Below are 13,718 nucleotides of genomic sequence, written 5' to 3'. Positions count from 1 at the left end.
AGCCGGCAGCATATCAACGTCAGAAACGTATGACAATACTGTAAATGCAGTAGATGTCCTGTCCGTTTTTCAATTACAAATCAGCTGCTTGGTCTCATCCCTAAGTGCGCAAGATGGGAAACGGTTTGTACTGCCTCAGGAGCTGAGCACGTATAGCTGCCTGCTTCTGATCGATAGTAGGCGCCGGGTGTGGATTTGCATCGAAAACTGCCCCACGTTTAGAACATAATCCTACTTACTGACCCATCTGCGACATAGCAACTGCGCTGCCCTGCCACAATTGATCCGCCTTTCAGGCTAAAACGCCCACTTTGCCTTCACCGATGCAGATTGATTGGTGTAATCGCTACGGCCTTCAACGTCGTAACGTAGCGATATCTCCGTGCCGCCCATCGTCTGGTGCACATAGCCTAGTCCACCGGCAAACAACCACGGCGAGTGGCTTACTCCCGGCGTCGCGAATACCTGTCCCAATGAACCTGCATAGCTGGCAACGATATTGCCGGCCTTATTGATCGTATCGTAGCCTGCACCCGCATACGCTTCGATCCGACTGCGATCGTTCAACACATGGCTGATGCGCGCATCGGCACCTAGGACGAAGGCTTCGCTGCTGTTCTTCGCCACATCGAGATTGAGCGCGTTGGCGCCTTGCTCCCTGTAACCCTGGTCACGCAACCAGGTGTAATCAGCACGGATACGCGGCGTGATGCTGGTGCGTTCATCCAGCGCCAGCGACTTTGCCAGGCTGATACCGGCGTGTGCGGTATAGGTTTTGTAATCAGACGTCGCCGTGCGATTGAGGCCACCGAAGTTGATGTTGCGTGTACCGTCGTTGCTGTTTTGTCCGATATCGCCCTGGAAACCGAGCGTCATACCGTTCGCCAGTTCAGTCGCCCCATACAAGGCCAGCACATGCGCATCGACATCCACGCGTTGCTGCGCACCGGACAAAGCGGTATTGCCGTTGACCTTGCTGTTGGCGTAAGCATAGGCCAGGCCGATACGTGTGCCCTGGCGGAGATCTCCTTCGATACCGCCAGCAAGTCCCCATGTCGTCGCATTGAAACCGGAGATACCATCTTTATCATCCTGACTGGCACGGGAGCCGAAAGGTTTGAGCCACGCAGAGCGATTGCTGAAATTATCACCGCCCGAAATACCGCTGCTATCGCCCTGGCGATTCTCTATCAGCTTGTTGACAGTGTTCAACACGCCCTTGCCGACTTGCGTCACGCCCGCGTTTTGCGCTGGCAGTGTTTGACTGACCGCGCGCCCGACTTCGCCCTGGGTCGCCAAAGACCCGAGCGCAGTCACGACAGCACCCATGTCACCAGTCGATCCATTGTTGATGATGTCGTCGAAAACCTGGGCCGCGCCTGATGCGCCAGATGCCCCACTATTCCTTACTGCATCGTAGACTGCCACTCCCGGCAACACAGTCAGATCCACGGCATTGCCATTGATCGCTGCGCGGAAATTAAAAATTGCCGAGTTGTCAGTCACATTGAAGGTTGATGCATTCAATGTGCCGGCAGAAATAACGCCGGCCAGTATCTGATCTTTGGCGAGCGTACTGATATCACGCACGTCGACGGCGATCCTGGCATCGGCAGCAAAGTTTGCCGCATTGGTGACCGCTAGTTTGCCGTAGTTCACGTTGCCTGATACACCTATACCCAGTGTTTGGCTTGCGCTTTGCGCGTAGCTGTCAAACAGCAGACGGCCTTCGGACACCGTAGTATTACCAGCATAAGTATTTGATCCGGCAAGCGACAAAGTCCCAGCGCCTTGCTTGGTCAGTCCGCCCACCCCCGCCAACAAGCCGGCAGTCGTCAGTCCAATATCGTAACCGTTGCTATCGATAAAAGCACCGCCGCTGCGAACATCGACCTCACCGACTACAAAGCCGGATATGACATTGGTGTTGTTGACTTGGGCGCGTAAAACGCCCCCCTCCCAGATGAGGCTGGCTGCGCCTGTACCTCTGCCGACAATACTCGTCTGCAAAACGCCACGACGACCTTCGGTACCGCTGAGCGCGAGTACACCACGGCCACTCGTACTCTGCCCTAATGTCAGGCTGTCCGCGAAAACAGCGCCGCCGTCACTGATGTTGAGTGTGCCATTGCCCGTGCCACCGACGATCACTGTGCCAGACTGATTAAGCCATTTTGCGTCCAGACCACTGACCGACACGACGCCCGTACTCGCGGCACCTAGCGCTATGGTGGCGTCTGCACTGTTGACCAAGCCACCATTAGAAATATTCAGCGTTCCGATCCCCTGCGCTCCCACGATCAGGGTTGAGCCTGTCAGCTGTGAACCTGCTCCGTTCACGCTTAGTTCGCCACTGACGCCGGATTGCCCGCCCAGATAAATAATCTGAGCACTGGCAGTTGCGCCGTCTTCGATAGTGAGCTTGCCAGTACCGGAATACCCTACGAGCAAGGCATATGAACTCACAAAACTTGAACCCAGCCCACTCACGTTCACCGTGCCATTGCCGCTTTTTGCCTGGGAATCGTCCGATACCCCTCCGATAGTGCTGATTACGCTCTGAACAGTTCCGCCAGCTTTGATATTGAGCGACCCTGTACCCAAAGCCCCCACTCCCAATTCCGTCGAGCTGGTCAGCCTGGAATTGCTACCACTCACAGTCATCGAGCCCTGGCTGCCTACTTCGGAAGCGATGATGGTCACGTCGTTGATGACAGCAGCGCCTGCTTCGACGTTAACTGTGCCCGTGCCGTGAAACCCGACATACATCACCCCGCTAGTCCAGTTTGAACCAGCTCCGGTGAGAATCGCCACGCCCGTGGCAGTCGGGGCCCAACCTATATAGCTCTGGATCGCGCTGATTGCAGCGGCATTTTCTATATTTAGCTGGCCTGCTGCATTCATCCCCACAAATGCACCGCCGTAGTCAGTAATTGGGCCACCTGAAAACGTAGTCGCTGGCAAGTTATCAACCATCAAAAATGGCAGCGACCAGGCTGGCGCACACCCTGTCCCCCATAGCAACACCGCCGTCAAGCCGGAACCGAGAACCGTTCTGGCCGTCCCTCCTTTACCGCGCGCGGATGCGAGCTTGTAGGCAGCTGTTTTAGGATTGAAGACGATGCGATAGTTGCTGTTCATATTGACCTGTTCCGGCAGAGCGGTGGAAATGCAAAAGCCAATAAATCAGCCATTTTCTTTTAAGTCAGGACACTCTATAGATAGACGCTATGTTTGTATGTAGCGCAAACGTGCTACACGCCAGCCTCGCCATGGAGCACGATCAGCAAAAAACATTTTTACATTGGCGTAAATAACCGCTATCGGCCGATGGCGGGCGCGGAGAATTTAGTACTTCTGGCCGGAAGCAGGCCAGGAATCAATCAACCCCGGTAGATTCCAGCACCAGGTATGCGCCACCCGACGCTACACCACTTCCAGTTTCGACAAAATGGCAGCTACGATAGAACGCCAGCGCAGCCTCGTTCAGGCATAAGCACTTGAGCTGGAAACGTGTTTCAGGCCAACCCGGCAACAAGCGTAGTAGCTGTCGCCCTACGCCGCGTCCGGACCAGCGCCTGTCAACGTACACGTGGTGAATGAAATTGTCGGGCTTCCACAGGGATATGAAGCCAACGATTTGGGCAGCGTCTTCTGCCACCCACAGTAGTTCACCTTGCGTCTGCACGTCAAAGTCTTCCAATTGGAAGGAGTCGACTGCATGCCAAACGAAAGTCTCCACACGCGAACGCAGGAATAGTTCGCGCATTGCCGGCTTGTCACCAGCTTGGGCGGGACGAACGGAAATCGTCATGGGCAGGCAATCATTGCAACGCTTCTGCTTCGCAGCATCCTAGTCAGTGTTCCGCGCCGCCAGCGCGGCCTGATCCAGTCCGCTGGCAAGGGAACGTCGCTCTTCATCATTAAACTGCGCGAGAAACAGTTCAGAGACTGCAGCTTCGTAGATCTTCCACATTTTTTTGCGCAAGGCGCGCCCTTCAGCGGTAATGCTTGCGAAGGCCGCCCTGCCGTCTTCTGCCGAGCGCGAACGCGTGACCAGGTTTTCCTGTTCGAGGCGATCAACCAGGCGCGTCAGGTTGTAGCGTTCAATGGCGAGTGCTTCAGCCAGTTCGTGCATGCGACGTGTGCCATTCTTGCCGCTTTCCAGCCCCCACAGCACGTCGTACCACGCATATGTCGGCAAGCCGGCATCCGCCAGGCGACGTTCGATTTCCTTGATGAGCACACGATGGGTACGCACAAAGGAAAACCACAGATCCGGTTCGTTCGTGTTCATTTGGCTCCTTACTGAATTATTTTTATATCGATTGCATTTGCAATTCATATGATACCACTGTAGGATTGCCATCCATACGATTGCAATTGCAATCATTTATCAGCACTACCAAAGACGCCGGTTCGCCTTGTTGCGAGCGGCCTCGACACGCCTGAAATTTTTTCGGAGATCCGCATGAATCAACCGTACGTTGAAGTCGATATTGACCCGCAAGAAACACAAGAATGGCTGGATGCGCTTAGCGCCGTTATCGATGTCGAAGGACGTCCACGTGCCCACTATCTGTTTGACAAGCTGGCCGATCTCGATCTTGCACGCCATGGCGATTTGCATGGACGAGTGACCACGCCTTACATCAATACCATCAGCAAACAAAGGCAAGCGGCTTATCCGGGTGATGCCGGCATCGAGCGTCGCCTGAATGCCTATATCCGCTGGAATGCGATGGTCATGGTGCTGCGCGCCGGCAAGCATTCGAACGTCGGTGGGCATATTGCAACCTATCAATCCGCGGCAGTAATGTATGACGTCGGCTTCGATCATTTTTTCCGGGGTCGCACCGATGAGTTTGACGGCGACATGGTGTACATCCAGGGGCACTCTGCCCCCGGCATCTACGGCCGCGCATTCATTGAAGGACGTATCGACGAAGCCAGGATGGATAATTTCCGCCGCGAGTCAGATCGTGTCGGCCTGTCGTCGTATCCGCATCCGCGCCTGATGCCGGATTTCTGGCAATTCCCTACGGTATCGATGGGACTGGGTCCGCTTACAGCCGCTTACCAGGCGCGCTATATGCGATATCTGGAATATCGCGGATTAAAGCAACCGCAAGGACGCAAGGTCTGGGCTTTCCTTGGCGATGGCGAGATGGATCAACCGGAATCGCTGGCTGCGATCTCGCTCGGCGGCCGCGAACGCCTGGACAATTTGATATTCGTGGTCAATTGCAACCTGCAGCGACTTGACGGCCCGGTGCGCGGTAACAGTAAAGTGATCCAGGAACTGGAAGCGACTTTCCGCGCGGCAGGCTGGAACGTGATCAAAGTCATCTGGGGCAGCGGCTGGGACCGCTTGCTGGAGAAAGATGTCAGCGGCTTGCTGCGGCAGCGCATGATGGAATGCGTCGACGGCGATTTCCAGACCTTCAAGTCGCAAAATGGCGCTTATGTACGGCAGCATTTCTTCGGCAAATATCCGGAGCTGCTGGCTATGGTGACAGATATGAGCGACGACGAAATATGGAAGTTGACGCGCGGCGGCCACGATCCGGAAAAAGTCTACGCCGCCTACGATCAGGCGATGCGCACCACAGGACAACCAACGGTAATTTTAGCCAAGACGGTAAAAGGCTTCGGCATGGGTGAAGCAGGCGAAGGCCAGAACATCAATCATCAACTGAAGAAAATGAGCGCCGACGCCGTGCGCACCTTCCGCGATCGCTTCGCCCTGCCCGTCAGCGACGATGAACTGGAAGAAATGCCTTACCTGCGCCCAGCACCGGATAGCGAGGAAGCGCGTTATTTCGCAGCAAGGAGAAAAGCCCTCGGCGGTCATATCCCGGCACGCTTCAGCCAGGTCGCGCCGCTCGCAGTACCACCGCTGTCGGCCTTCGCCAGTCAATTGCAGAGCAGCGGTGAGCGCGGCGTGTCGACGACGATGGCCTTCGTACGTATCCTGACAGCGCTGTTAAAGGATGAGAATCTCGGCAAACTGGTGATACCCATCGTCCCGGACGAATCAAGAACCTTCGGCATGGAAGGACTATTTCGCCAGATCGGCATCCACTCCTATGTCGGTCAACTCTATACACCACAAGACGCCGGGCAACTGAGTTACTACAAGGAAGCCAAGGATGGGCAAATCCTGCAGGAAGGCATCAATGAATCCGGTGCCATCTGTTCGTGGATAGCGGCAGGAACTGCATACGCCAATCATGGCTTGCCAACCATCCCTTTCTATATCTTTTACTCGATGTTTGGACTGCAAAGGGTTGGTGACCTTGCATGGGCTGCTGCCGATGCGCGCACACGCGGATTTTTGCTGGGTGCAACGGCCGGACGCACCACCCTCATGGGCGAAGGATTGCAACACGATGACGGCCATAGCCACGTCCTGTCATCCGTCATCCCAAGCTGCATTTCCTATGACCCGACTTTCTCTTACGAACTGGCAGTCATCATTCATGACGGTATGCGGCGCATGTATGTAGAACAGGAAGACATCTACTACTACATCACGCTGCTCAACGAAGCCTATCAACATCCAGCCATGCCGGAAGGGTCGGAGACCGGCATACTCAAAGGCTTGTATCTGTTGCGCGAGCACGCGAAGCCGCAAGCGAAAACTCCGCATGTACAACTAATGGGCAGCGGTTCCATCCTGCGCGAGGTAATCGCTGCGGCAGAGCTGCTGGAACAGGATTTCGGCGTCAGCAGCGACATCTGGAGCGCAACCAGCCTGACCGAAGTAAGGCGTGATGGCCTCGCTGCGGAGCGTTGGAACATGCTGCATCCGGACGAAGAAGAGCGCATCCCTTATGTGCAGCAATGCCTGGCCAACCGTCGTGGCCCGGTTGTGATCGCAACCGATTATATGAAGATAGTTGGCGATCAGATCCGCCCCTTCATCACCGACAGGCGATACATCGCATTGGGTACCGATGGCTTTGGTCGCTCGGATACCAGGGAGTCCCTGCGCACTTTCTTTGAGGTGGACAGGCATTTCGTCGTTTTGGCCGCACTGAAAGTACTAGCGGACGACGGCACTATCCCGCGTGCCAAGCTGACCGAGGCAATACAGCGTTACGGCATAGACATCAATAAAGTTGATCCTGCTGCTGTGTAAAGCATACTGAATTCTTATATCGGGAACATGCATCATGCGCCTGTTGAATATAGTCTGCTCTCCGCGTGGCGAGCAGTCGGCTTCCATCTCTATTAGCCAGGCTTTCATCCAGGAATATGGCCACAGATTTCCCGGGATGGAAGTGGATACGCTGAATGTGTGGGAAGAACATCTGCCCGACTTTGATAGTCAGGCGATAAGTGCCAAGTACAAACGCGTGGCGAATGAAGCGCTGAATGAGGCCGAGCACTCGGCATGGACCAGCATAGAAAAATTGGTGCAGCGTTTCCGCCAGGCCGATCGCATCGTGCTGGGCATACCGATGTGGAATTTTTCTTATCCGTACAAGCTGAAGCAGTTGATAGACTTGGTCAGCCAGCGCAATATGTTGTTCAGCTTCGACGGCACGCAATACGCTCCCTTGCTGACCATCAGACGCGCGCTGGTGATACACGTCCGCGGTCAAAGCCAGGGCAAGGACATGACGAACCCGGGCTTCGAGCACCAGGCCGCTTACATGGATTTCTGGCTGAAATTCATAGGCGTAGCAGAAGTTTTAAGCATAGAAGTCGAGCACACTTGGGATAGACATGCGCAGGAAACGCTGGAACAAGCAAAAGCCGAGGCGGTTGCACTGGCTTCTACTTTCTGAAGCTATTGCGAGCGCCTTATTCTTGCGGGACAGGAATGGTCCAGTCCTTGGATTTCAGATCAGCCGGATCAGATTTCAGCAGGATATCACTATGCACTTCGAGTAATTTTTGCTGCAAGTTATACAGCGCAGAAGGCTTCTCATTCTTCAAATCGTCCAGCAGCGGCTTCAGCGATTCCAGTATGTCGCGCTTCTGTGATGCATTGAATGGCGTAGTGGAATCATCCGTCAACACACCCAATTCATACTTGGAGGTACGGGTAGATTGTTTGGCTGATTGCTCTGCATACGCCTCACTCAATACGCCTTTGGTATAGGAAATCCCTACCTTGCTCTGAGCCGTATCATCTATCTGCTTGTAGTAATAATTTTGCGACTTGTTGTCGCTGGTGAGTATCAGTGGCACATCCGGCACCAGTGACATGTGATAACTCGCCTTCAAATTCGATTGCTGCTGTTGCGAGATGCTGCGATTGAACTGATTGATGCCGCCTACCTGCGTGGACTGCGATGCATCATAGGAGAAAGCATCGACCTCACTCAAATTCTTTGGATTCGGCGAGGTAGTCACTTGTTTGACGCTAGCCTTGAAATCAGCCAGACCAGTCAACATCGCATGATCGATATCAGCCAATGAAATTTTGGGTTGCTGGGTCGGCGCGACATAGTCGCTGTTCATCTGCGAGAAAGCATCCTTGAACATGCCCACCAGAGCCTTGTCGGCATTGCCGCGTGATGCCGCTTTATCAAACTGCTTCAAATAGCTATCGATGGCGGCGGCTCTTTGCTTGGCATTACCCCAAACGGAAGAGTCACGCATATCAACGCTGACGTTCATGGAGCCAGCCGGTCCATCAACATTCAAAGTCCGGGTCGTGCTGTCTGCATGGAAGGCCAGCCTTTGTGGCCCATCCTTATCCAGCGTGACGCTGGACTGAAAATCCACCGAAGACAAAACCTTGGTATCGAACTTCGTCAGGCCGGACAGATTAAGTACTGGCGGCTTCGCAGTGAGACCATCGATAGCATTCTGAAAGCCTGCGGCCATATCGCCCAGCGCAGTGCGCTCTGCTTCACTCAAATCGCCACTGCTTTGCATCTGCACTTGCAGACGATCATCCTCGCTGCCCAATACGATCTCGACATCTACACCGCTTTGAGTCCGGATCTGCAGCTTAATCTCGGCCGCCGGATAGGAGGTCTTCTGTGTATCGGTAGACGTCACTGCACCCGCCTCACTGCTTGCAAGCGAGACGGATTGCGTAAAGCCATCCACACCATCCTTCAACATGCCCAGCAATGCACTGCCCAGGCCGTTAAGGCGATTGTTAACAGATGACGAGAAAAAATTCCCTGCCATGAGGGTAGAGACGGCGTCGTTCGAGCGCACCTTCCAGATAGGCGCGGAGACCGAATAAGTCGGATCTACTGCGAGATTCTGATTGTTGGCGCCTAGTGTGACTATTGTTGACGACTGCGATGTGGACGCTGATTGTGTCTGAGTCGAGTCGGACGACACCCGGGAAGAACCGACATAGGGGGATGTAGTAGAGGACACGCCGGAACGTGACACCGTAGACTGCAATGCAGACATGGATGTCATAGGGCTGCCCCCGCTATTTTTGTCATTTTTATCATCAGATCGCTATACCTAGGATTCAAGATCATCTCTCTGGCTTATCTAATGCATGTATCCATACATTGAATAGAGGATGTCTTGTATAACGACTGGGTTGGCGGAAACTTGAATTACCCGGATCGCACCGCCCTGCATCTGATTACAGCTGAAATCATTACCAGCCTAGGCAAAGGCCTCCACCAAAAACTTCTCCAGCTCCCCTTCCTCCAGCAATTCTATAGAGAAATTTCCAAACTTCTTGGGCAGCCAGATAATGCGCGCTCCGCTCGGCGAACTCAGATTGTCACGCGCCAGCGCTTTGCCATTTTCATTTTCCGGCTGCACGCCCATCGCGACCAGCTCATCGTAGGCCGCCTCTATATTCGGCGTTGTATAGCAATGCCGATATATCGTGCCCTCGCCTTTGCTATCCATCAGTTCCTTGAGGTTGCCACTGATAGGCTGGACCAGCATGAAGCGCTCACCATCCCAGCGCACGACCGCGTAGCGCACATGCAAACCGTCACGTCGCCAGACCAGTGTCTTAGAAACCTGCGCATTGAACAGCCGCGCGTAATAAGCGCAGGCCTCTTCCAGATTGCCGACCAGGATATCGATGTGGCTGAATTTCAACTTCATGGCATTTGTTCTTGATAGTTCGTCGGCTTAACGACGATGTATCTTCATGATTTTTTGATGTTCGCGCATCCAGTCGCGGTCTTTTTCGGTGTTGCGCTTGTCGTATTCTTTCTTGCCTTTGGCCAGCGCAATGTCGCACTTCACGCGTCCGCGCACCCAGTGCAGGTTGAGTGGCACCATGGTGAAACCGGACTGGTCGACCTTGCTCAGCAATTTCTTGATTTCAGCTGCGTGCAAGAGCAGCTTACGCGTGCGTACCGCTTCCGGATGAGAAAACGATGAAGCGCTGTTCAGTGAACTGACGTGGGCGCCGAACAGGAAGATTTCATTGCCACGCGCGATGACGTAGGCTTCCTTCAGTTGTACCCGGCCTGCGCGTATGGCTTTGACTTCCCAACCCTGCAGCATGACGCCCGCTTCATAACGATCTTCTATGAAGTAATCGTGAAATGCTTTTCTGTTATCTACTATGCTCATGACGATCTCTTTGATGTAGCGAGAGTGTAACCCCGTGCGCCGCCTTCTGCAGCCTACGCGGCCCAAACTAAAATCCCTGACTTGCATTACTATAGCGGACACATTCGACAAGAAACGCAGAGCGTTCACGAATGCCAACCCTATAAAACATGAGCTCCTACATTTTCGTCCTGATGGTTGGATTGCTGGCCGGCGCCATTAGCGGCGTGATCGGCACCGGCTCATCCATCATGCTGTTGCCGGTATTGGTATATACCTTCGGGCCGAAACAGGCAGTCCCCATCATGGCGGTGGCGGCCGTCATGGCCAACCTGTCCCGTGTCATGGCCTGGTGGAAACTGGTCGACTGGCGCGCCTTTGCCGCTTACTCGATCACCGGCGTTCCGGCGGCGGCAATCGGCGCACGGACTTTGCTGGCCCTGCCCTCGCACCTGATCGAAATTTGCCTCGGCATTTTCTTCATCGCAATGATCCCGGCGCGGCGCTGGCTGGTCGCACGCAATTACACGATCAAACTCTGGCAGCTCTCCATCATCGGTGCGCTGATCGGTTTCCTGACCGGCCTGGTGCTATCGACCGGCCCGCTCAGTGTGCCGGCGTTCACCGCCTACGGCCTGGTCAAAGGTGCATTCCTGTCGACCGAAGCGGCCAGTTCGCTGATGCTCTATGTCACCAAAGTCATCACCTTCCGCGAATTCGGCGCCATGCCGCTGGACATCTTCATCAAGGGCTTGCTGGTCGGCGCATCACTGATGGCAGGAACCTTTATCGGCAAAGCCGTGGTCCTGAAGTTAAGCAACCAGGCGTTCCAGCATTTGCTCGACGCCTTGCTGTTTTGTTCCGGCGTCTCGCTGCTGTGGGCGGCGTTTAGCTGACGGCAACACCCTGCACTCGCAGCGCCAGCTGCGCCACTTCCAATACATCCTGGCTCAATTCCAAAGTACCGTCCTGCAGCGCCGACAGGCGGAACCAGCCCGCATCTTCGGCGTCATCGGCCGCGACCGGCTCGCCGGACTGCCATACACACAATACCGCGAGCAGGACGAAATGCTGCAATATCCGGCCCGCCTCATCCTTGTCGTAAGCATTCAGGGCAGTCAGCACTTGTCCGGCATGGGCGCGCACGCCGGTTTCTTCGTACAACTCGCGTACCGCAGCCTCTTCCATCGTTTCGCCGAAGTCCATTTTGCCGCCGGGGAAACCCCATAAACCGACATCAGGCGGATTTTTGCGACTAACCAGCAAAACTTCATCCCCACGTAGCAGCACGGCAATTACCGCCGCAACAGGAGTTTTTTTATTATCGACTACTGCTTGCATGATCAAACCTGGATAAAACCTTGGCAGATGAAGCCGTCATTGTAACGATTATCAGCCATGCCATAATCGGCGCTCTCTTACCCGTAATTGATATCCATGTTCGAGCCTTACCTGCAACGCTGGCAACTCACACCTGATGGCGCAGCCATCGTGACGCCCGGCGCCCAATTGCTGCCGGTACGCATGGCCGGCATGCCTGCGATGTTGAAAGTCTCCACGGAGGATGAAGAAAAAAACGGCAGCCTGCTCATGGCCTGGTGGGATGGTGATGCCGCCGCCCGCGTGATGGCGTACGACGGCGACGCTTTGCTGTTGGAGCGAGCCGAAGGCAAAAGCACCTTGCTGGATATGGCACTGCATGGCAAGGACGATGAAGCCAGCAGCATTATGTGCAAGGTCGCGGCGCAATTGCATGCACCACGGAATAAGCCATTGCCGTCATTGGTACCGCTGACGCAATGGTTCCAGGCACTGGAACCGGCCGCCGCAAAATATGGCGGCATCTTCACCTACAGCGCTGCCGTGGCCCGTGAATTGCTGGCAAGGCCACAGAATATGGTCGTACTGCATGGCGACATTCACCATGGCAACATCCTCGATTTTGGCGCACGCGGCTGGCTCGCCATCGATCCCAAAGGCCTGCTCGGTGAGCGCGGCTTTGACTATGCGAACATCTTTTGCAATCCCGAACTCGAGACCGCCATCATTCCTGCCCGCTTCCTGCGACAACTCGAGGTCGTGGTCGCACACTCCGGACTGCAACGCACACGCCTGTTGCAATGGATACTGGCTTACGCCGGCTTATCGGCCGCGTGGTTCCTCGAAGATGACATGGAAGCAAGCACTGCACTCGCCGTCGCCGACATGGCCATCCATGAACTGGCAAGATAAGTCGGTGTAAACACTGGTCAAAATAGTACCGGGTTGACGGAATATTCTAAATGGCTATACTCACCCTATCCCCAACTTGCAACCACAGCTTGTAATGACCTCCCCAACCTTCCTGTCGAAACGCATCAGTTCTGCGCCGAACAAGGAAGAGTTGCGCGTGCGCACTTTACTCGCAGGCCGTACTTCGACCACCGTGCATGCAGTCGCAAAGATGTACTCGCAGTCATCTTTTGTAAGAGACCTCGCCTGCCTCCCTTAGGCTCGGTGAGTGTCCACAGGAACGAAGCTTCGTTCCACCCACATCACTCCCGAGCCTCCCACTCGTAAATTCCACACTGTGTTGATGCTGTTTGCATCTGCACCGTATCGCCATTTTTCTTGTCATTATTTGGTCGGCCTCAAGGTCGGCCCGGAGCTATTACTAAAATGAAAAACGAACGTTACCTGACCCAAAACGATGCCGCCACCTTAAGCCGCATTGCCGAACACTTGCTGCGCATGGGTGAAGTTGAGATCAACGCCGGTGAACAATTGATAGACATCATTTCGACTTCCATCATCCTGCCGGTCGATGTCCAGCGCAAAGGCTATGTCACCCTCTATTCGACCGTCTCATACAGCCCGGTCGGTACGGAAGAAGTGCGCAAGCTGACCATCGTCTGTCCGCAAGATGCCAACCCGCAACTCGCGCTGATTTCAGCCCTGACGCCTATCGGCCTGGCCCTGATCGGACGCAAGGCGTTGACTACGGTTGAAGTTGCGTTGCCATCGAAGCGCGTGGAAAAGCTGAAGATCCTGGATGTCACACCTTTGGACTCGACCATGGGCGAGCTCGCACTGTCATGAAACGCATAACAGCCATACAGCTGGTCGAACGCGGCAAACGGCTGAAAAAATGGCTGGCTGCTTGTATTGCCGTCAGCATGGCAGCAGTCGTGGTCGCGCTGACTATCGATTAAACTCGCGGGAGCATGGAT

General features: G+C 54.7%; 13 protein-coding genes. 6 read left to right on the top strand and 7 right to left on the bottom strand.

Annotated features, from left to right (window positions below; genetic code table 11):
* Positions 1–297: 297 nt before the first annotated feature.
* The 3 genes from ACFQPC_RS04405 to ACFQPC_RS04395 all read right to left on the bottom strand — a co-directional run bounded on the left by ACFQPC_RS04405 (position 298) and on the right by ACFQPC_RS04395 (position 4,297).
* Positions 298–3,141 (bottom strand): autotransporter outer membrane beta-barrel domain-containing protein, encoded by a 2,844-nt coding sequence (locus ACFQPC_RS04405; RefSeq protein ID WP_382270377.1) that lies wholly within the window; start codon positions 3,139–3,141, stop codon positions 298–300.
* 238 nt (positions 3,142–3,379) lie between these two features.
* Positions 3,380–3,814: a GNAT family N-acetyltransferase gene (locus ACFQPC_RS04400; RefSeq protein ID WP_382270376.1), complete on the bottom strand. Its 435-nt coding sequence runs from the start codon at positions 3,812–3,814 to the stop codon at positions 3,380–3,382.
* A 39-nt stretch (positions 3,815–3,853) separates the two neighbouring features.
* On the bottom strand, positions 3,854–4,297 hold the full coding sequence (locus ACFQPC_RS04395) for a MarR family winged helix-turn-helix transcriptional regulator (protein ID WP_382270375.1): 444 nt from the start codon (positions 4,295–4,297) through the stop codon (positions 3,854–3,856).
* Positions 4,298–4,471: 174 nt separating this feature from the next.
* Between ACFQPC_RS04395 and aceE the strand changes: the two genes are divergently transcribed.
* Both aceE and ACFQPC_RS04385 read left to right on the top strand, forming a co-directional pair.
* Entirely contained in the window at positions 4,472–7,144 is a 2,673-nt protein-coding gene (gene aceE, locus ACFQPC_RS04390; RefSeq protein ID WP_382270374.1) for a pyruvate dehydrogenase (acetyl-transferring), homodimeric type, read from the top strand.
* Between the two features lie 34 nt (positions 7,145–7,178).
* Complete coding sequence (locus tag ACFQPC_RS04385) at positions 7,179–7,796, top strand: FMN-dependent NADH-azoreductase (RefSeq protein WP_382270373.1); 618 nt, start codon at positions 7,179–7,181, stop codon at positions 7,794–7,796.
* Between the two features lie 16 nt (positions 7,797–7,812).
* Here the strand turns inward: ACFQPC_RS04385 and ACFQPC_RS04380 are convergent, their stop codons facing one another.
* From ACFQPC_RS04380 to smpB, 3 genes are all read right to left on the bottom strand, one after another.
* Entirely contained in the window at positions 7,813–9,390 is a 1,578-nt protein-coding gene (locus ACFQPC_RS04380; RefSeq protein ID WP_382270372.1) for a hypothetical protein, read from the bottom strand.
* A gap of 207 nt (positions 9,391–9,597) precedes the next feature.
* On the bottom strand, positions 9,598–10,053 hold the full coding sequence (locus tag ACFQPC_RS04375; protein WP_382270371.1) for a VOC family protein: 456 nt from the start codon (positions 10,051–10,053) through the stop codon (positions 9,598–9,600).
* Positions 10,054–10,080: 27 nt separating this feature from the next.
* Positions 10,081–10,530 carry an SsrA-binding protein SmpB gene (gene smpB, locus ACFQPC_RS04370; protein WP_382270370.1) on the bottom strand — a complete coding sequence of 150 codons (450 nt, stop codon included), beginning with the start codon at positions 10,528–10,530 and terminating at the stop codon, positions 10,081–10,083.
* Positions 10,531–10,679: 149 nt separating this feature from the next.
* Between smpB and ACFQPC_RS04365 the strand changes: the two genes are divergently transcribed.
* Positions 10,680–11,405, top strand: a complete 726-nt coding sequence (locus ACFQPC_RS04365) for a sulfite exporter TauE/SafE family protein (protein WP_382270369.1) — start codon at positions 10,680–10,682, stop codon at positions 11,403–11,405.
* On the opposite strand, the gene ACFQPC_RS04360 is transcribed toward ACFQPC_RS04365, so the two are convergent.
* Positions 11,398–11,850, bottom strand: coding sequence for an NUDIX hydrolase (locus ACFQPC_RS04360; RefSeq protein ID WP_382270368.1), 453 nt, complete (start codon positions 11,848–11,850; stop codon positions 11,398–11,400). The genes ACFQPC_RS04365 and ACFQPC_RS04360 overlap by 8 nt on opposite strands.
* Before the next feature lie 96 nt (positions 11,851–11,946).
* Here ACFQPC_RS04360 and ACFQPC_RS04355 point away from each other — a divergent pair, with 96 nt between their 5' ends.
* The 3 genes from ACFQPC_RS04355 (at position 11,947) to ACFQPC_RS04345 (ending at position 13,587) form a co-directional block, all read left to right on the top strand.
* Complete coding sequence (locus ACFQPC_RS04355) at positions 11,947–12,741, top strand: aminoglycoside phosphotransferase family protein (protein ID WP_382270367.1); 795 nt, start codon at positions 11,947–11,949, stop codon at positions 12,739–12,741.
* Between the two features lie 94 nt (positions 12,742–12,835).
* Positions 12,836–13,000 (top strand): hypothetical protein, encoded by a 165-nt coding sequence (locus tag ACFQPC_RS04350; protein ID WP_382270366.1) that lies wholly within the window; start codon positions 12,836–12,838, stop codon positions 12,998–13,000.
* Between the two features lie 167 nt (positions 13,001–13,167).
* Complete coding sequence (locus ACFQPC_RS04345; protein WP_382270365.1) at positions 13,168–13,587, top strand: GreA/GreB family elongation factor; 420 nt, start codon at positions 13,168–13,170, stop codon at positions 13,585–13,587.
* Positions 13,588–13,718 lie beyond the last annotated feature (131 nt).

Source organism: Herminiimonas glaciei (assembly GCF_042664955.1).
Classification (GTDB): domain Bacteria; phylum Pseudomonadota; class Gammaproteobacteria; order Burkholderiales; family Burkholderiaceae_D; genus Oxalicibacterium; species Oxalicibacterium glaciei.
The sequence above is the reverse complement of the archived record's forward strand: the minus strand, read 5'-3'. Positions and strand labels throughout refer to the sequence as shown.

Coding starts and splice junctions, on each gene's coding strand:
- ACFQPC_RS04395 (WP_382270375.1), bottom strand. CDS start 4,297: ATGAACACGAACGAACCGGATCTGTGGTTTTCCTTTGTGCGTACCCAT.
- ACFQPC_RS04345 (WP_382270365.1), top strand. CDS start 13,168: ATGAAAAACGAACGTTACCTGACCCAAAACGATGCCGCCACCTTAAGC.
- ACFQPC_RS04405 (WP_382270377.1), bottom strand. CDS start 3,141: ATGAACAGCAACTATCGCATCGTCTTCAATCCTAAAACAGCTGCCTAC.
- ACFQPC_RS04400 (WP_382270376.1), bottom strand. CDS start 3,814: ATGACGATTTCCGTTCGTCCCGCCCAAGCTGGTGACAAGCCGGCAATG.
- aceE (WP_382270374.1), top strand. CDS start 4,472: ATGAATCAACCGTACGTTGAAGTCGATATTGACCCGCAAGAAACACAA.
- ACFQPC_RS04375 (WP_382270371.1), bottom strand. CDS start 10,053: ATGAAGTTGAAATTCAGCCACATCGATATCCTGGTCGGCAATCTGGAA.
- ACFQPC_RS04350 (WP_382270366.1), top strand. CDS start 12,836: ATGACCTCCCCAACCTTCCTGTCGAAACGCATCAGTTCTGCGCCGAAC.
- ACFQPC_RS04385 (WP_382270373.1), top strand. CDS start 7,179: ATGCGCCTGTTGAATATAGTCTGCTCTCCGCGTGGCGAGCAGTCGGCT.
- smpB (WP_382270370.1), bottom strand. CDS start 10,530: ATGAGCATAGTAGATAACAGAAAAGCATTTCACGATTACTTCATAGAA.
- ACFQPC_RS04355 (WP_382270367.1), top strand. CDS start 11,947: ATGTTCGAGCCTTACCTGCAACGCTGGCAACTCACACCTGATGGCGCA.
- ACFQPC_RS04365 (WP_382270369.1), top strand. CDS start 10,680: ATGAGCTCCTACATTTTCGTCCTGATGGTTGGATTGCTGGCCGGCGCC.
- ACFQPC_RS04380 (WP_382270372.1), bottom strand. CDS start 9,390: ATGTCTGCATTGCAGTCTACGGTGTCACGTTCCGGCGTGTCCTCTACT.
- ACFQPC_RS04360 (WP_382270368.1), bottom strand. CDS start 11,850: ATGCAAGCAGTAGTCGATAATAAAAAAACTCCTGTTGCGGCGGTAATT.